General features: G+C 70.6%; 17 protein-coding genes. 15 read left to right on the top strand and 2 right to left on the bottom strand.

Annotated elements, in window-relative coordinates; translation table 11 throughout:
• Window positions 1-14 precede the first annotated feature (14 nt).
• Window positions 15-419 (top strand): acyl-CoA thioesterase, encoded by a 405-nt coding sequence (locus tag OG588_RS48695; RefSeq protein WP_405952942.1) that lies wholly within the window; start codon window positions 15-17, stop codon window positions 417-419.
• Window positions 420-431: 12 nt separating this feature from the next.
• A complete protein-coding gene (locus tag OG588_RS48690; RefSeq protein ID WP_405952941.1) occupies window positions 432-1,280 on the top strand; it encodes a PaaX family transcriptional regulator C-terminal domain-containing protein in 849 nt (282 codons plus the stop codon).
• A 10-nt stretch (window positions 1,281-1,290) separates the two neighbouring features.
• Here OG588_RS48690 and OG588_RS48685 read toward each other — a convergent pair whose 3' ends face one another.
• Both OG588_RS48685 and OG588_RS48680 read right to left on the bottom strand, forming a co-directional pair.
• The gene (locus OG588_RS48685; RefSeq protein WP_405952940.1) at window positions 1,291-1,911 is read right to left on the bottom strand and encodes a hypothetical protein; all 621 of its coding nucleotides are present in this window, start codon (window positions 1,909-1,911) and stop codon (window positions 1,291-1,293) included.
• Entirely contained in the window at window positions 1,908-2,477 is a 570-nt protein-coding gene (locus OG588_RS48680; protein ID WP_405952939.1) for an RNA polymerase sigma factor, read from the bottom strand. The genes OG588_RS48685 and OG588_RS48680 overlap by 4 nt, the downstream gene beginning before the upstream one ends.
• Window positions 2,478-2,602: 125 nt before the next feature.
• On the opposite strand from OG588_RS48680, the gene OG588_RS48675 reads away from it, so the two are divergent.
• The 13 genes from OG588_RS48675 (at window position 2,603) to OG588_RS48615 (ending at window position 16,601) form a co-directional block, all read left to right on the top strand.
• The gene (locus tag OG588_RS48675) at window positions 2,603-3,055 is read left to right on the top strand and encodes a MarR family winged helix-turn-helix transcriptional regulator (protein WP_405952938.1); all 453 of its coding nucleotides are present in this window, start codon (window positions 2,603-2,605) and stop codon (window positions 3,053-3,055) included.
• Window positions 3,056-3,097: 42 nt separating this feature from the next.
• The gene (locus tag OG588_RS48670) at window positions 3,098-4,822 is read left to right on the top strand and encodes an MFS transporter (RefSeq protein ID WP_405952937.1); all 1,725 of its coding nucleotides are present in this window, start codon (window positions 3,098-3,100) and stop codon (window positions 4,820-4,822) included.
• 456 nt (window positions 4,823-5,278) lie between these two features.
• The gene (locus tag OG588_RS48665) at window positions 5,279-6,310 is read left to right on the top strand and encodes a hypothetical protein (RefSeq protein WP_405952936.1); all 1,032 of its coding nucleotides are present in this window, start codon (window positions 5,279-5,281) and stop codon (window positions 6,308-6,310) included.
• A 55-nt stretch (window positions 6,311-6,365) separates the two neighbouring features.
• The gene (locus tag OG588_RS48660) at window positions 6,366-7,634 is read left to right on the top strand and encodes an FAD-dependent oxidoreductase (protein WP_405952935.1); all 1,269 of its coding nucleotides are present in this window, start codon (window positions 6,366-6,368) and stop codon (window positions 7,632-7,634) included.
• Between the two features lie 111 nt (window positions 7,635-7,745).
• Complete coding sequence (locus tag OG588_RS48655) at window positions 7,746-9,143, top strand: MFS transporter (RefSeq protein WP_405952934.1); 1,398 nt, start codon at window positions 7,746-7,748, stop codon at window positions 9,141-9,143.
• 41 nt (window positions 9,144-9,184) lie between these two features.
• Complete coding sequence (locus OG588_RS48650; RefSeq protein WP_405952933.1) at window positions 9,185-10,033, top strand: FAD binding domain-containing protein; 849 nt, start codon at window positions 9,185-9,187, stop codon at window positions 10,031-10,033.
• The gene (locus OG588_RS48645) at window positions 10,030-12,408 is read left to right on the top strand and encodes a xanthine dehydrogenase family protein molybdopterin-binding subunit (RefSeq protein WP_405952932.1); all 2,379 of its coding nucleotides are present in this window, start codon (window positions 10,030-10,032) and stop codon (window positions 12,406-12,408) included. Before OG588_RS48650 ends, OG588_RS48645 begins: the two co-directional genes overlap by 4 nt.
• The gene (locus tag OG588_RS48640) at window positions 12,405-12,953 is read left to right on the top strand and encodes a (2Fe-2S)-binding protein (RefSeq protein WP_405952931.1); all 549 of its coding nucleotides are present in this window, start codon (window positions 12,405-12,407) and stop codon (window positions 12,951-12,953) included. Before OG588_RS48645 ends, OG588_RS48640 begins: the two co-directional genes overlap by 4 nt.
• Before the next feature lie 3 nt (window positions 12,954-12,956).
• Window positions 12,957-13,652, top strand: coding sequence for an SRPBCC family protein (locus OG588_RS48635; protein ID WP_405952930.1), 696 nt, complete (start codon window positions 12,957-12,959; stop codon window positions 13,650-13,652).
• Window positions 13,649-14,311: an isochorismatase family protein gene (locus OG588_RS48630; RefSeq protein ID WP_405952929.1), complete on the top strand. Its 663-nt coding sequence runs from the start codon at window positions 13,649-13,651 to the stop codon at window positions 14,309-14,311. Before OG588_RS48635 ends, OG588_RS48630 begins: the two co-directional genes overlap by 4 nt.
• A gap of 33 nt (window positions 14,312-14,344) precedes the next feature.
• On the top strand, window positions 14,345-15,193 hold the full coding sequence (locus OG588_RS48625) for an alpha/beta fold hydrolase (RefSeq protein WP_405952928.1): 849 nt from the start codon (window positions 14,345-14,347) through the stop codon (window positions 15,191-15,193).
• Window positions 15,194-15,267: 74 nt separating this feature from the next.
• Window positions 15,268-15,750 carry a MarR family winged helix-turn-helix transcriptional regulator gene (locus OG588_RS48620; RefSeq protein WP_405952927.1) on the top strand — a complete coding sequence of 161 codons (483 nt, stop codon included), beginning with the start codon at window positions 15,268-15,270 and terminating at the stop codon, window positions 15,748-15,750.
• Window positions 15,751-15,830: 80 nt separating this feature from the next.
• The gene (locus tag OG588_RS48615) at window positions 15,831-16,601 is read left to right on the top strand and encodes an aspartate/glutamate racemase family protein (protein ID WP_405953406.1); all 771 of its coding nucleotides are present in this window, start codon (window positions 15,831-15,833) and stop codon (window positions 16,599-16,601) included.
• Window positions 16,602-16,610 lie beyond the last annotated feature (9 nt).

Genomic DNA, 16,610 nt, shown 5'->3' with positions numbered 1-16,610 from the left:
TTCACCGTGCTCGCGTGGAGTGGATCGACACCGACGCGGCCGGGATCTACCACAACACCACCGTCGTCCGGTTCGCGGAGGCGGCGGAGGCGGAGCTGATGCGCAGGTACGACGTTCCGGGGTACTTCCCGGTGGCGCCGAGGGTGCGGTACGAGGTGGAGTTCGAGGCGTCGATCCGGTTCGGTGAGGAGGTCGAGACGCGGGTCGAGCTGATCCGCCTCGGCCGGTCCTCGATGACCTTCGGCTTCGAGGTGTGGCGGAACACCGAGGACGGCAAGCCCAACTGCCGGGCCGCCCGGGGCAGTTATGTCACCGTGCACGTCCCCGACAAGGCGACCGGCGGCAGCGCGCCGTGGCCGGACGCCTGGCGTTCCGCGCTGGGCGGCCGACCAGAATCCGACGCCGTACGGGCGCACTGAAATACTACGATCGTGACGGCAAGCGATCTCGAAGACGACAGCCCGGGCCAGCCCGCACCGCCACGATCCCTGATCGTGACGGTGTACGGCCTCTACGCGCGCGAGGTCGGCGGCTGGATCAGTGTGAGCACCCTGATCCGTCTGCTCGCCGAACTCGATGTGGACGCCCAGGCGGTCCGCTCGTCGATCTCCCGGCTCAAGCGCCGCGAGATCCTGGTGGCCGAGCGCCGGGACGGGCGCGCGGGCTACGCGCTGTCGCCCTACGCCCGTTCCGTGCTGGAGACCGGTGACCGACGCATCTTCGAACGCCACGCCGTCACCGACGACGGCTGGGTCATCGCCGTCTTCTCGGTACCGGAGAGCGAGCGCCAGCACCGGCACCAACTCCGGTCGCGTCTGGCCTGGTTGGGCTTCGGCACGGTCTCGTCCGGGATCTGGATCGCCCCGGCCCACGCCCTCGACGACACCCGCGACCACCTGCTCCGACACGGGCTTGACCAGTACGTCGACCTCTTCCGGGGCGACTACGTGGCCTTCGGTGATCCCGCCGAACAGGTGGGCCGCTGGTGGGACTTGGACGCGCTCCAGAAGCTCTACGACGATTTCGTCGCCGAGTTCACGTCGATGGCCGAACGCTGGGCCGGGCCGGGCAAGGTGTCCGACCGGGCCGCGTTCATCGACTACGTCCAAGTCCTCACAGCCTGGCGGCGGTTGCCCTACCTCGACCCGGGCCTGCCCAGCACCCTCCTCCCCGCCACCTGGTCCGGCACGACAGCGGCGGATCTCTTCGCCACCCTCCGGCACGCTCTGGCCGACCCCGCGCACGAGTTCGCCCGGAGCCTGCTGGACGATCCCTCGTGATCCGGCGGGGTCACTTCCCGAACGCCTGGCGGAACTCGGCGATGTCCTTGGGCGAGGCCTCGATCGCCGCGCACATCGGGACGAAGCCGTCCTTTGCGCCCACGATGTAGTGCCCGCCCTCCGCGTACGTCAACGTCTCCGGGATCCTGGTGTCGCTGGTGAGCACGACCGTCTTCGCATCGCCGCCCTTGAACCACTGGTCCACACGGAAAGTGGCCGTCGAGCCCTCGACGGAAATGGCCGTCCCCAGGAAGAGGACCGGGTACTTGCTCAGAGTGTCGACGCCGGGCACCATGCACTTGCCGGAGCCGCCTTCGGCGGTGAGCCGCAGCGCGCCGGCCGTCGGCACGGTCCTGGCCGAGGCCGAATGACCGTTGCCGTTACCGCTGTTGGCCATGATTCCTCCCGCGACGCCGCCGCCAAGTACCAGTAGTCCGGCCGCCGCGAGTCCGAAGAGACGACGGCGCCCCCATCCCGCGGTCGCGATGCCGGCGGCGGTCGTCGCGGACTGAAGCGCAGTATCGGTGTTCAAGGTGTCCTCCACAAGACGGTCGATGTCGGGCGGCGGAGCTTGGGTGGTCAGTGCGGGGTCCGCAGACTTCAGCCGGGCCAGCAGCTCGTCGTCATTCACTGACTGCTCCTTCCTTCATCCCTCTTGTGTCCGGTCGGTTCGGCATCCTTTCGCCCCAACTGTGCGGCGATTTTCTTCTTCGCCCGGTGGAGCCGGATACTCACCGCGTTGGCGGTCAGTCCGGTCGCCTCCGCGATCTGCCGCGGCGCCAGCCCCTCCCACGCCCACAGCTGCAGCACCTCGCGGTCCTGCGCCGCGAGGGCATCCAGCGCGGCGTGCAGCTCGCCGTGATCGGCGGCCCGGTCCGGTGACTGCTCGTGGCTCCGGATCAGCCGCTCCACCAGCCGGATTCTGCGCCCATCGGCACGGCGGGCGTTCGCCAGACACCCCCGGGCCACTCCGTAGCACCACGGCAACACGTCACCCGGATCGGGCTCGGCCCCCTCTCCCAACCCGGGGACCTCGTCGATGCGACGCCACAGCACAACCATCGTCTCCGACAGGACGTCGTCGACCATGTCGGCGCTCGTCCTGCGCAGCAGGTACCGGTGCAGCGGTTCCACCACCACACGCGCCAGCCGTTCGAAGCGCGCCTGCTGCATCCGGCGCGCCTCCTGTTCCGTCATGGATTCCACAACCCGTACTGTCCGGCAGCCGCCGGTTCCTTTCACCCCGCATCAGCACGCGTCACCCCGCGCATCTTGTTTCAAGCTACACGTAAGTGCATAATGTCGTTATGCATAAGCGGGTTATGGATCCAGTGCCACCAGAGGCCCCCGAGGCCTCACCCGAGGACCTGATCGTCGCCGTCGAGCGGATGGTCCGCTACGTCCGTCAGAGCGCCGTCACCGGTGGTCTGAGCATGGCCGCCTCCGCAGTGCTCGGGCGCCTGGGCCGTGAGGGCCCGTGCCGGCTGACCGATCTGGCCCGGGCCGAGGGCGCCTCCCAGCCGAACATGACGCAGCTCGTCACCCGGCTGGAGCGCGCGGACCTGGTACGACGCACCGCGGACCGCAGCGACGGCCGGGGCGTCCTGGTGGAGGTGACCGACACGGGTCTGGAGGTCTCCCGACAGCGGCGCGCGGAACGCGCCCACGCCCTCGGCCTGCTCATCGCGGAGTTGAGCGAGCCGGAGCGACAGGCGGTGCAGGTCGCCCTCCCGGCCCTGGCCCGAGCGATCGAGGACCGTCAGCCCCACTCCTGACGGCACCCCCGCACCCTTCAACTCCCTGGAGGACAAGCACACATGAGCGCACCACACGGAACTGCCGCCAGCCCGTTCCGGCAGCCCAGGGCCGTCTGGGCCGTCGCGTTCGCCTGCGTCATCTCCTTCATGGGGATCGGCCTCGTCGACCCGATCCTGCCCGCCCTGGCCAAGAACCTGCACGCCACGCCGAGCCAGGTCTCCCTGCTGTTCAGCAGCTATCTGATCGTGACGGCGGCGGCGATGCTGTTCGTGGGCTGGTTCTCCAGCCGCTTCGGCGCGAAGCGCACCCTCGTCATAGGCCTGGCGGTCATCGTGGTCTTCGCCGCCCTGGCCGGCACCTCCGGTTCCATCAACGGCATCGTCGGCTTCCGCGCGGGCTGGGGGCTGGGCAACGCCCTGTTCATCGCCACTTCCCTGGCCGTCATCGTGGCCTCGGCCAGCGGCGGATTCGGCGGCGCGATCATCCTGTACGAGACGGCGCTGGGCCTCGGTATCGCCGTAGGGCCGCTGCTGGGCGGTGAGTTGGGCGGCATCAGCTGGCGCGGCCCGTTCTTCGGTGTCGCGGTCCTCATGGCCATCGCGCTCATCGCCACGGCCATATTCGTGCCCGACCTGCCCAAGCCGAAGCACGTCACCTCACCCCTGGCACCACTGAAGGCGCTGCGCCACCGCGGTCTGCTGACGATGGGCATCATGGCGCTGCTGTACAACTGGGGCTTCTTCACCATGCTGGGTTACGCCCCCTATCCCATGGAACTCGACGCCCATCAGCTCGGTCTCGTGTTCACCGGCTGGGGTCTGCTCGTGGCCGCGTTCAGCGTCTTCTTCGCCCCGCGCCTCCAGGCCCGGTACGGCACCGCGCCCGTCCTGTACGTCAATCTGGCCGGCCTCTCCGTCGTGATGGCCGTGATCGCCGCGGGCGTCGCCACGCCGACCGTGGTCATCGTGTCGGTCATCGTCAGCGGCGCGTTCATCGGCATCAACAACACCCTGACCACCCAGGCCGTCATGCTCGTCTCGCCGGTGGAGCGCCCCGTCGCCTCGTCCGCGTACGGCTTCCTGCGCTTCATCGGCGGCGGTCTGGCCCCGTACGCGGCAGGCAAGCTCGCCGACGCCACCGATCTGAGCGTCCCGTTCTACCTGGGCGCCGCCACCTTCCTGCTCGCCATCCCGGTCCTGGCCAGCGGCCACGGGCTGCTCCGCGAGGCCGAGCAGCACACCGACGAGGGCGGCGAGTCCGTCGCCCCGGCCCTCACCCCCGTCGGCAAGCCCGCGAGCGGGAGCACGCCTCGGATCATCGTCGCCGTCTCCGCCCAAGCCGAGGCCGCCGCCATCGTCGATGCCGCTGCCCGGCTCGCCCGCGACACGCACAGCCCGTTGGAGGTCGTACACGTCCAACTGACCGCCGTGGTCGAGGAACTGGCCGCCGACACGGAGACACCCGACCAGGCCCGGGCCGCCGTGACCGCCCACCTCGACCGCCTCGCCGAGCAGGGCGTCCCGGCGACCGGCCAGATCCTCACCACCGTCGGCGACCACTCCGCGGCCGGCCGCGTGCTGGCCCGGCACGCCGCCGACACGGGCGCCCGCGCCATCGCCGTCGGCCGCTCACCGCACGGCCCCCTCACCCAGTTCGCGGAAGGCAGCTTCACCACCGCCCTCACCCACGCGGCCACCTGCACCGTTGTCCTCGTCGCCCCCGACAGCGCACCACGGCAACTGACGTCGGCCACCCTGCCGGCCCTGCGCGACGGGGCGGCCTGACCGCCTCCGCACACCGACAACGAACACCGACACGTGGCGGGCCCGACGACCGACGGGCCCGCCACAGATGTATGCGGGTCCTCGTGAGAAGCACCCGGGAGCGCTCGGCACGCGAACCCGAGGTCAGGTCGCACGTTCGCGATTTCCCTGACGGCTCGTCATGAAATAACCGTGTTAACTCGGCGCGCGAACCCTTGCCAAGCAGAGATAGTACGTGCTCGGATTATCTCTGTCGGGCGGTACCCCACCGTCCCGAATCCGCTGCTCAACCATGCACCGCGGGGCCTGTTCGCCCTGCCTCCGCTCCCCATATCCCTCGCATCCCCCCTCTCACCTCCTCCCCTCTCCCTCTCTTCGCTCCCCCTTCCGTCACCGCGCCCGGAGCGTGTCTGCGCCATGCCCGCAGCCCGTCGAGGAGCGCGATCGGTACCCCCTCAGCGATACCTGGAGAAGCCCGTGTTCGATCTTTCGTCCGTCGATCTGCTCGACGCCTTCACCCGCGAGCTGAAGCTCTGCAAGCTGCGCAGCGGCGAGCACGTCGTGGTGCTGTCCGAGCCCGGGAGCCGTGGTGACTACGTCGCCGCCGCCTTCGGTGCCGCTAAGGCGTGCGGGGCGCATGTCATCTCCGCGACCGTGCCGGGCGGCAGCCCCGCGCCGATGCCCAGCACCCACACCGGTGCGGGTCCCGGCCTGGTCTCCGTCCTCAACGACAGCACCGCGCAGGACCTGTTGAAGTCGGCCGACCTGGTCGTCGACCTGACCCGCGAGGGCTTCATCCACGCGCCGGTCCAGCAGGAGATCCTGCGCGCCGGCACCCGCATCATTTTCGTCTGCGACGCCCCCGACGTACTGATCCGCAACCTCCCCAAGGAGGGCGACAAAGCAGAGGTGTTGGAAGGCGTCGACCTGCTCAAGCGGTCGTCCGTCATGCGGGTCACCTCCGACGCGGGAACCGATCTCACCGTCCAACTCGCGGGCGCCAAGCCGGAGTTCCAGTGCGGCTTCGCCGACGACCCGGGCCGCTGGGACCACTGGCCGAGCACGATGGTGCTGTGCTGGCCGGAGATCTCCGACGGGCAGATCGTGCTCGCCGAGGGCGACATCCTGCTGCCCTTCAAGGAGTACGTCCGCTCCCCCGTCACCCTCCAGATCGCGGGCGGGCACATCGAGAAGGTGTCCGGCGGCGCCGAGGCGGAGCTGTTGTCGACGTTCTTCGAGGACGCCCGGGACCAGTGGGCGCGCAGCCTCTCCCACATGGGCTGGGGCCTGATGCGCACCGCCGACTGGTTCGCCACCGCGATGTACGGCAAGGACGACCTGATGGGCATGGACGCCCGCGCCTTCGCCGGCAACTTCCTCTGGTCGACCGGCCCGCACCCGGTTCTCGGACGTGAGTCGTACGCCCACCTCGACATCGCGATGCGCGGCTGCACCGTCACGGTCGACGACGTCGAGGTCGTCACCGCCGGGAAGCTCACCGGCGACTGACCGCGCCGCTCCGTTCCCACGAACCACCCGTAACCGCAGGCGAGTTGGAGGAAGTGTGGCGCCCAGCCAGTCGTACGAAGTCACCGTCGTCGGAGGAGGTCTCGGCGGGCTGACCACCGCGTTGGCACTGCGGCAGCGCGGTCTGCGGGTCACCGTCCTGGAGCAGGCGTCCGAGCTCGGCGAGGCCGGCGCGGGCATCCAGACGGCGCCCAACGCCAGCCGGGTGTTGATGGGACTCGGGCTGCGCCCGCAGATGGAGGCCATCCACACCGAGCCGCTCGACCAGGTGCGACGGCGCTGGAAGGACGGCCGGATCGTCGGACTGACCTCGCTCGGGCAGCGCTGCAAGGACCAGTTCAACGCCCCCTACTGGCACTACCACCGGGCCGACCTCCACCGCGTCCTGCTGGACGCGTGCGTCGACCCCGCAGGACCCGGCCCTGTCGTGGAGGTGCACACCGGAAGCAAGGTCGTCGACCTGGACCGCACCGACCCCGAGCGTCCCGTCGCGGTCACCGAGGACGGGCGCCGGTACGCCGGTGACGTGCTCGTCGGCGCCGACGGCATCCGCTCGCGGACCCGTGACCTGATGGGCGCCCCCGACACTCTCCTCTTCTCCGGCGAGATGGCCTACCGGGCGCTGATCCCAGGGGAGTTGATCGCCGCCGACCCGGCGACGCGCTGGCTCGTGGACCGCTTCCAGAGCACCATCTGGTACGGCCCCGACCGGCACCTCGTGCACTACATGATCCGCGGCGGCGAGTACCTCAACGTGGTGGCGTGCGTGCCCTGCACGGACGAGGTCGCCGAGAAGTGGAGCGTGTCCGCGACCGCGCAGGACCTCGTGGACGCGTTCCCCGGCTGGGACGACCGCGTACCGGCCATGCTGTCCAAGGCGAAGGAGGACGTCTCCGCCTTCGCGCTGCACCACCGGCGCCGTGACCCGTTGTGGACGGACGGCCGGGTCGCCCTCCTCGGCGACGCCTGCCACGCGATGCTCCCCTATCAGGCACAGGGCGCCTCCCAGGCCATGGAGGACGCCGCCGTACTGGCCGAGGAACTCGGCGCGGTCACCTCCGCCGGCGTCGAGGGCGCGCTGCGCCGCTACGTCGACCGGCGCGCCAAGCACGCCGGCATGGTCCAGGACGCCTCGCTGCGCAACAAGACCTTCTACCACCTGCCCGATGGTCCCGAACAGCGGGCCAGGGACGAGAAGTTGAGGAACTTCGACGGCGAGTCGGACCTCTCCTACGACTGGCTGTGGTCGGGCACGCCGCTCAACGACCCGGATCTCGGCGCGTTCTCGTACCAGTTCGCGCGCTGAGCCCCCTCCCTTCTGACGAGTGCCCCATCCGGTCCGCACGCCGGAGCCCCGCGAAAAAGCGCGCCCGCAATCGTGCGGCACGTACCAGACACGCGACACCGTGGAGCGAACGTGAAAACAGGCGATCAGATAGTTCAGGAACTCCCCTGGAAATGGCCCGTCCAGGGAAAGATCTTCGTCATCGGCGGCCTCGGCTACCTCTTCGACGCCTACGACATCGCCCTCAACGGCTTCCTGATGCCGCTGGTGGGTGAGCACTTCGACCTCTCGCTGAGCGATCGCGGGTACGTCGCCACCGCCAACCTCATCGGCATGGCCGTGGGCGCCATCGCGTGGGGCTCGGTCGCGGACCGGATCGGCCGGAAGAAGGCGTTCAGCGTCACGCTGCTGATCTTCGCCGTCTTCTCCGTGCTCGGCGCGCTCTCGCCCACCTACCCGGTCTTCCTCGCGTTGCGCTTCCTCGCGGGCATCGGTCTCGGCGGCTGTATCCCCGTGGACTACGCGCTCGTCAGCGAGTTCTCGCCGCGCAAGTACCGGGGCCGGGTGCTGACCGGGCTCGATGTGTGGTGGCCGGTGGGCGTCACGCTGTGCGGGTTCGTGTCGACGGCGCTGCTCACCGTCGACGGGAACTGGCGGTGGATGCTGACGACGATGGTCGTGCCCGCGCTGCTGCTGTTCTGGGCCCGCCGCGGCATCCCGGAGTCGCCCGTCTACCTGGCGAAGAAGGGCCGCGAGGTGGAGGCAAGGCAGGTCATCGACGACCTGGTCGCCCGCACCGGCGCGCCCGCCGAGCTGTACACGATCCCGGAGCCCGTCGCCGAGACCGGCCCGCGAGGAGTGGCCGCCGCGGCCGAACAGCTGCGCCGCATATGGAAGTTCAGCCCGCGCATCACCTCCGCGGCCTGGCTGCTGTTCGCCACGATCATGCTGGTCTACTACGCGGCCCTGAGCTGGATGCCGACCATCCTGAAGGACGAGGGCCTCGGTGACACCGCGGCCTTCATGAAGACCACCCTGATGAGCGGGGTCGGCATCATCGGTGTGCTGGTGTCCACGGCCCTCGTCGACATCGTCGGCCGCAAGTGGCTCATCGGGGTCTCGGCACCGATCGCCTCCGTCGCGCTGGTCGTGTTCGCGCTGGTGATGGACATGCCGACCGGGTCCGTCGTGGCGATCGCCGTCTTCGGCTTCCTGATCCAGCTCACCATCCCCGCCCTGTACGCGTACGCCTCCGAGCTGTATCCCACCGAACTGCGGGCCAGCGGCTTCGGCTGGGCCTCGTCGGTCAGCCGGGCGCTCACCGGTTTCGCCCCGATGCTGTTCGGCTCGCTGATGTGGCCCGCGCTGGGGCTGGCAACGACCTTCGCCGTACTGGGAGTCGCGGTCCTGCTGGCCGTCGTGTGGATGGCGTTCGCGGCACCGGAGACGAAGGGCCGGGTCCTCGACGCCGACGAGGAGGAGCCGTCGGCCCTCCCCCGGCTGAGCGTCGCCGAGCAGCCGGCGCTCTGAGGCACAGCCCTCCCGGGCCGCCCGACCACTTACGGAGGACCATGAAGCCCGCCCCCTTCCAGTACCACCGGGCCCGCGACGTCGACGGCGCCGCGCGGCTGCTGGCAGAACTCGGCGACGACGCCAAGGTCATCGCCGGCGGACAGAGCCTCGTCGCGATGATGAACTACCGGCTGGCCCGGCCGCGCCACCTCGTCGACATAGGCGGCCTGCGCGAACTGGACCGGATGCACCGGAACGCCGACGGCGGACTGCGCATCGGGGCGCTCACCACCCACCACACGGTGGAGAGAGACCCGGCCGGGGTGCTGGGGGCGGGCTTCGAGGTCCTGCGGAGGGCCATGACCTGGATCGGGCACCTCCCGATCCGCACCCGTGGCACGGTCGGCGGCAGCATGGCACACGGCGACGCCACCGCCGAGTGGTGTCTGCTCGCGGTGACGCTCGGCGCGCAGTTCGTGGTGCGCGGGCCGCAGGGCGAACGGACCGTCCCGGCCGGGGACTTCTTCCACGGCTACTACACGACGGCCCTCGAACCGGACGAGATCCTCGTCGAGATCGCCTTCCCCCGTCCCGCACCACACGCAGCCCTCACCGAATTCGCCGAACGGCGTGGGGACTTCGCCCTCGTTGCCGCCGCCGTCGACCTCGATGTGGAGGACGGCGAGGTGCGCGGGGGCCGGGTGGCGCTCGGCGGGGTGGCATCCGCCGCCGTCCGAGTGCCGGAGGCGGAGGCCGTGTTGACCGACGGCGGCTCCTTCGAAGCGTGCGCGGCGGCTGCGGCGGAGGCCGTGGAGCCACCCACCGACGCGTCCGGCAGCACGCACTACCGCAAGGAACTCGTCCGGACCCTGGTCCGACGCGCCTGCGAGGAGGCGGTGTCCCGATGAGTGAAGTGCCCCTGAATGACAGCAAGTTGGTGGGCAAGGCGGTTCGTCGCCGCGAGGACCCGCGGCTCCTCTCCGGACGCGGCAGGTTCGTGGACGACATCGCCCTGCCCGGCATGCTGCACGCCCAGTTCGTACGCAGCACGGTCGCGCACGCCGAGCTGGCCAGCGTAGACGTGTCCGCGGTGCTGGAAGTCCCGGGCGTCGTCGCGGTGTTCACGGCCGAAGACCTGGGGCTGGGCGACATCGTGGCCCAACTGGGGCGCCCGCTCTCGGAGTTCGTCCCGACCGCGATGCCGGTCCTGGCCCGCGACAAGGTCCGCTACGTCGGTGAGCCGATCGCGATCGTCGTGGCCCGGGACGCGTACGCGGCGGAGGACGGCCTGGAGGCGGCGAAGGTCTCGTACGCCACGCTGCCGCCGGTCATGTCCGAGGAGGCGGCGTTCGCGGACGGCGCCCCGCTCGTCCACGCCGAAGCCGCGCGCAACACTCTCGTGGACGTCTCACTCTTCGCGACGGAGGGCATCGACCGGATCTTCGCGTCCGCGCCCTGCGTCGTCGAGGTCGACACCAGGACCGGACGGCAGAACGCGTTGCCGCTGGAGACCCGGGGCGCCGTGGCCCACTGGGACGACCGCGAGGAACAGCTCGTCGTGCACACGTGCACCCAAATCCCGCACCAGGTAAGGACGGTGGCGTCCCGCTGCCTGCGCCTCGACGAGCGCGCGGTGCGGGTAGTGGTGCCCGACATGGGCGGCGGCTTCGGCCAGAAGTGCGTCGTCGGCCGCGAGGAGATCGCCGCGGCTGCGGCAGCCCTACGCCTCCGGCGACCGGTGAAGTGGATCGAGGACCGCAAGGACGCCCTGTCGGCGTCGTTCCTCGCCCGCGAGCAGCACTACCGGGCGCGCGCGGCCTTCGACGCCGAGGGCAGGATCCTCGCGCTCGACGCGGACGTGGTCTGCGACATGGGCGCGTACTCCTGCTACCCCTTCACGGCGGGCATCGAGCCGCTGATGGCGTCCGCCGAGATGCCCGGCGTCTACAAGCTTCCCGCGTACCGGGTGCGGGGCCGGGCGGTCACCACCAACAAGGCGCCCACCGGGCCGTATCGCGGGGTGAGCCGGCCGCAGTACGTCATGGTCATGGAGCGGCTCTTCGAGCGCGCCGCCCGCGAACTGGCCCTGGATCCGGTCGAGATCCGCCGCCGCAACGTCATCACCGACTTCCCGTACACGGGCGTCAACTCCATCACCTACGACCCGGGTTCCTACCTGGAGTCGCTCGACCTGTGCGAGCGGTCCGTCCGGGCGGAGGGCTGGTACGAGAAGCAGGCCTCGGCGGCGGCCGAGGGCCGGCACATCGGCATCGGCTACTCGTGTTTCAGCGAGCGCACCGGCTACGGCTCGGCGGCCTTCGCGCAGCGCAAGATGAAGGTGGTGCCCGGCTTCGACATCTCCGAGGTGCGGATGGACACCAGCGGCGCGGTCACCTTCACCACCGGCACGATGAACCACGGGCAGAGCCACGAGACGACGATGGCGCAGATCGTCGCCGACGAACTCGGCCTGGACATCGCCAAGGTGAGGCTCCATCAGGGCGACACCGACCGCATCACCTACGGCTTCGGCACCTTCGCCAGCCGCTCCATCACCATCGGCGGCAGCGCGGTACGCCTGGGCGCGGCGAAGCTCGGCGACAAGCTGTGCGCGATCGCCGCCTCCCGCTGGGGAGTTGCTCCGGACGAGGTGGAGTTGGCGGACGGCGCGGCCCGGCGTCGTAACGCCTCCGACGTCCTGACCTACGAGGAGATCGCCGATATCGCCTATCTCCAGGCGCACTTGCTGCCGAAGGACATCGAGCCGGGCCTGTCGGTCACCGCCACGTTCGACGTCTTCAACGACGGCACCTTCTCCAACGCCACCCATGCCTGCGTCGTCGAACTCCACGCGGGCACCGGGCAGGTGGAGATCCTGCGGTACGTGTGCGTCGAGGACTGCGGGGTCGCCATCAACCCGCAGGTCGTGGAGGGGCAGTGCCGGGGCGGCATCGCACAGGGCATCGCGGGCGCGCTCTTCGAGCAGGTGACGTACGACGCCCAGGGCGAGCCGTCGGCGACCGGCTTCATGGACTACAAGGTGCCCACCGCGCACGAGATCCCCGACGTGCTGATCCATCACCTGGAGACGCCCTGCGCGTTCACCGAGACCGGTGCCAAGGGTGCCGGTGAGGGCGGCACGATCGGGGCGCCCGCCGCCGTACTCAATGCCGTGAACGACGCCCTGCGCCCCACCGGTGTCGAGCTCGACGACACACCGATCACCCCCGAGACCGTGCACCGCGCCCTGAACGGCGCCCCGAACCGGGAGTTGTCCGCATGAACACCGACCCCGTCGTGACGCATCCACGACTCCAGCTGATCACCCTCGACGTCAACGGCGAGCAGCACGACGTGGTCGCCGAGTCCCGCCGCACCCTCGTCGATGTACTACGGCACGATCTGCGGCTGACCGGTACGCACGTCGGCTGCGAGCACGGAATCTGCGGCGCCTGCACGGTCCTGGTCGACGAGCGGCCCGTCCGCGCCTGCCTGATGTTCGCGGCACAGGCGGAGGGGACCCGTATCCGCACGGTCGAGTCGTTGTCAGAGGACGGCGGCGGTGAACTGAACGATCTGCAACGGGCGTTCACGGATCACCACGCGCTGCAGTGCGGGTTCTGCACGCCCGGCTTCCTGATGCTCGCCGAAGGGTTCCTCGCCGAGCGACCCGGGGCGAGCAAGGAGGAGATCCGCGAGGTGGTCGCCGCCAACCTGTGCCGGTGCACCGGCTACCAGACCATCGTCGAGGCGATCGACGCCTGCGCGACGGCTCGGCGCGGAGCCTGCGTCACACCGTGCGGCGGTCCCGACAGCAAGGAGCACTGAGGCATGCAGCTCACCAACACCGTGCCGGTCAAGGCCTCCCCCGAGGACGTCTTCGCCTTGATGAACGACGTCGAGCGGGTGGCCTCCTGCATGCCGGGCGCCACGCTCGACGGGCAGGACGGCGACAGCTGGCGGGGCCGGGTGAAGATCCGGGTGGGTCCCATCAGCGCCTCCTACGCGGGCACCGTCCGCTTCCTGGAGATCGACGCCGAGAAACGGCGACTGCGAGTGCACGCACGCGGTACCGACACCCATGGCAGCGGGGACGCGGAGGCCGAGGTCACTCTCGACATCCTCGCGGCGCCCGAGGGAGCGCTGCTCCAGCTCTCCACGGACCTGGTGATCCGGGGCAAGATCGTCCAGTTCGGCAAGGGCGCGATCGTCACGGTGTCGGACCGGATCATCCAGCAGTTCGCGCGGAACCTGGGGAGCCTGCTCGACCAGGACCGGGTCAACGGTCCTGCCCTGCCCAGCACTTCGTCCACGACTACGACCACGACCACGTCCGCTCCCGCCATGGCCCGGCCGGCCCTCGCGCCGGACTCGGACCTCGACGGCCTGGCGCTGCTGCTCGGCCCGCGAGCCGCCAAGTACGGCCTGGTGGCAGGGGCGTTCGCCTTCGGTGTCCTGGAGGGCTGGCTGCTCGGTCGACTCGGCGCCCAGGCACGGGAGTTGCGCACCCTCAGGAGGACGTCATGAGCGGCGCCCAGTACGGCCAGGAGACGGAACAGACCTACCAGCGTGCCGGGTTCGGGGCGCCCGTGCACCGCGGCAGCCGCCCCGCGATCGTCGTGGTCGACCTGACGCGCGGCTTCACCGAAGCAGGCTTCCCGTCGGGCGCCGATCTCACCGAAGTCGTCGACGCCACGGGCGAGTTGATCGCCGCCGCGCGTCCGGCCGGCGTACCGGTGGTGTTCACGGCGATCGCCTACACACCGGCCGAGGCGGCGGGCGACGCCGTCACCTGGCTGCAGAAGGCGCAGGGCATGCGGAGCCTGGTCGAGGGCAGCGAGGAGGTCGCGCTCGACCCTCGATTGCCTCGGACACCGCAGGACCATCTGATCGTGAAGAAGGGCGCGTCCGCGTTCTTCGGTACGTCCCTGGCCGCCCTGTTGACCGGGCTCGGCCGCGACACAGTGCTGGTGTGCGGCGCGACGACGAGCGGTTGCGTACGGGCCACCGCCGTGGACGCCGTGCAGTCCGGTTTCTCGGTGCTGGTGCCGAGGGAGTGCGTCGGTGACCGCGCGTCGGGCCCGCACGAGGCGAGCCTCTTCGACATCCAGGCCAAGTACGGCGACGTGATCGACGTGAAGGACGCCGTCGGGTACCTCGACGGACTGCCGAGGACAGCCCCGTAACCCCAACTGCCGTTCTGCACCATTGGAGAACCGATGCCCCCACCCACCCGCCTCCTCGCGCAGTCCGCGCTCGCCGATCTCGCCGACATCCCCGCCACCAGCCGCTGGGTCCGCTCGGGCGGCACCCGCCTGCACGTCCTGGACTACGGCGGTGACGGCGTTCCGCTGGTCGTGCTGCCCGGCATCACCAGCCCGGCCGTCGCGATGGACTTCGTGGTCCGTGAACTGACGCCTGCGGTAAGGCCGTTGGTGGTCGACGTCCGCGGGCGTGGGCTGTCCGACGGCGGCGGATCGTACGGTCTGGAGGAGTACGCCGAGGACACCGAGGCGGTCGTCGCGGGCCTCGGTCTGCACCGGCCGGTCCTCTTCGGGCACTCGATGGGCGCGCGGATCGCGGCCGTGACCGCCGTCCGGGCCAAGGTGGCACTGCGGGGCACCGTCCTGGGCGATCCGCCGATGAGCGGCCCCGGACGCGGGCCCTACCCCACACCCCTGGACGCCTTCCTCGACCAACTGGCGCAGGCGCGGCGCGGCACCGACGCGGACGAGGTGGCCCGGTCCTGGCCGCGCTGGCCGCGCCGTGAGCAGGAGTTGCGGGCGCGCTGGCTGGCGAGTTGCGACACGGAGGCCGTCACGGCCACGCACCGCGGCTTCGAGAGCGAGGACTTCTTCGACTGGTGGCCCTCGGTTCCCGGCCCCACGGCACTTCTCCACGGCGCAGACAGCCCCGTCGTCACGGCGGAGGGCGCGGCGGAGGCGGCCCGGCTGTCGCCGTCGGCCGTGTTCGCCGAGATCCCGGACGCCGGGCACATGCTGTTCTGGGACAACCCGTCCGCCGCGCTCGCCGCCCTGCGCCAGGTACTGCGCCCGATGCTGGTGTGACGCCGCCGCGCGGGTGGTCGGAGATCGCCGGTCCGGCTGACGGTTCGATCAAGTGCCGTGATTGAGTGGGCTCCATGGGTGACGAAACCGCAACCCCGACGTCCACACCGCCCGGGTCTCCCCCGGCGCTCACCGCCGCGCCCGGCTACCAGGTCCGCCGTCTGTACCAGGCGTATCTCGCGGTCTGGATCCGTGCCGTCGACCCGACGCTCACGGGTCCGCAGTTCGCGGTGCTCCAGGCGGTGGAGGCGGCGCCGGGGAGCGACCAGCGTTCGATGGCGTCCGCGGTCTCCCTGGACACGTCGACGATGGCGGACGTCGCCCGGCGGCTGGAGAACCGGGGTCTGATCGTGCGCAGGACGGCGGCGGACGACGGCCGGCGCAAGCTGCTCCACCTGACGGAGGAGGGCGAGCGGACCCTGCGCGACGCGAACCTCCGCGCCCGTCGGCTCGACGAACGGCTCCTCGCGCCGTTCGGAGCGGAGCAACGCGAGGACATCATGCAGCTGTTCACGTCCCTCGCCGATCACTGGGAGGGACTGGCCGAGGACTCCTGACCGCGCCGGTGGCGGTCGGCGGATCCCCGGCCGCCCACGAGCGCGGGTATCTCGCCCGCGCCGGACACCCGGAGGATCCCGTGACCGATCACCGCATCGGCATGATCGTGCCCAGCTCGAACCTGACCATGGAGACGGAGCTGCCGCGCATGATGCGGCAGCGCGAGGCCCTGATTCCCGAGGACCGGTTCGTCTTCCACAGCAGCCGGATGCGGATGCGGCACGTGACGCCCGAGCAGCTGCGCGCCATGAACGCGCAGACCGGGCGCGCGGCACTGGAACTCGCCGACGCCCGGCCCGACGTGGTCGTCACCGCGTGCCTCGTGGCGATCATGGCGCAGGGGCCGGGGTACCACTGCACCGCCGAGGACGAGATCACCGGTGTGCTGCGTGCCGAGGGGTCCAAGGCCCCGGTGGCGTCCAGCGCGGGTGCTCTGCTCGACGGCATCAGGGCCCTGGGCGCCCGGCGGGTCGCGATCGTCACGCCGTACATGAAGCCCCTCACGCGACTGGTGGCGGACTACATCGAGGACGCGGGCGTCGAGGTGGTCGACGCGCTGAGCCTGGAGGTGGCGGACAATCTCGCCGTCGCGCATCTCGACCCCGTCGACCTGCGCGAGCACTGGCGGCGTCTGGACCTGTCCCGGGCCGACGCGCTCGTCCTGTCCGCCTGTGTCCAGATGCCGTCGCTGCCGTCGATCCAACCGGTGGAGGAGGCGTCCGGGCTGCCGGTGCTGTCGGCGGCGACCGCCACGGCGTACCGCATCCTCACCGAACTGGGCCTGCCGACGGTCGTTCCGGGCGCGGGGAGCCTGCTCAGCGGTCAGGTCCACACCCCGGCGGGCGGCTGAGGGAGGAAG

Source organism: Streptomyces prunicolor (assembly GCF_045162825.1).
In the GTDB taxonomy this organism is placed as follows: domain Bacteria; phylum Actinomycetota; class Actinomycetes; order Streptomycetales; family Streptomycetaceae; genus Streptomyces; species Streptomyces prunicolor.
The sequence above is the reverse complement of the archived record's forward strand: the minus strand, read 5'-3'. Positions and strand labels throughout refer to the sequence as shown.

What these genes read in the sequence shown, in the direction of transcription:
- OG588_RS48675 (WP_405952938.1), top strand. Translation starts at nt 2,603, where the DNA reads ATGGATCCAGTGCCACCAGAGGCCCCCGAGGCCTCACCCGAGGACCTG.
- OG588_RS48635 (WP_405952930.1), top strand. Translation starts at nt 12,957, where the DNA reads ATGCAGCTCACCAACACCGTGCCGGTCAAGGCCTCCCCCGAGGACGTC.
- OG588_RS48630 (WP_405952929.1), top strand. Translation starts at nt 13,649, where the DNA reads ATGAGCGGCGCCCAGTACGGCCAGGAGACGGAACAGACCTACCAGCGT.
- OG588_RS48680 (WP_405952939.1), bottom strand. Translation starts at nt 2,477, where the DNA reads ATGACGGAACAGGAGGCGCGCCGGATGCAGCAGGCGCGCTTCGAACGG.
- OG588_RS48625 (WP_405952928.1), top strand. Translation starts at nt 14,345, where the DNA reads ATGCCCCCACCCACCCGCCTCCTCGCGCAGTCCGCGCTCGCCGATCTC.
- OG588_RS48620 (WP_405952927.1), top strand. Translation starts at nt 15,268, where the DNA reads ATGGGTGACGAAACCGCAACCCCGACGTCCACACCGCCCGGGTCTCCC.
- OG588_RS48670 (WP_405952937.1), top strand. Translation starts at nt 3,098, where the DNA reads ATGAGCGCACCACACGGAACTGCCGCCAGCCCGTTCCGGCAGCCCAGG.
- OG588_RS48640 (WP_405952931.1), top strand. Translation starts at nt 12,405, where the DNA reads ATGAACACCGACCCCGTCGTGACGCATCCACGACTCCAGCTGATCACC.
- OG588_RS48650 (WP_405952933.1), top strand. Translation starts at nt 9,185, where the DNA reads ATGAAGCCCGCCCCCTTCCAGTACCACCGGGCCCGCGACGTCGACGGC.
- OG588_RS48645 (WP_405952932.1), top strand. Translation starts at nt 10,030, where the DNA reads ATGAGTGAAGTGCCCCTGAATGACAGCAAGTTGGTGGGCAAGGCGGTT.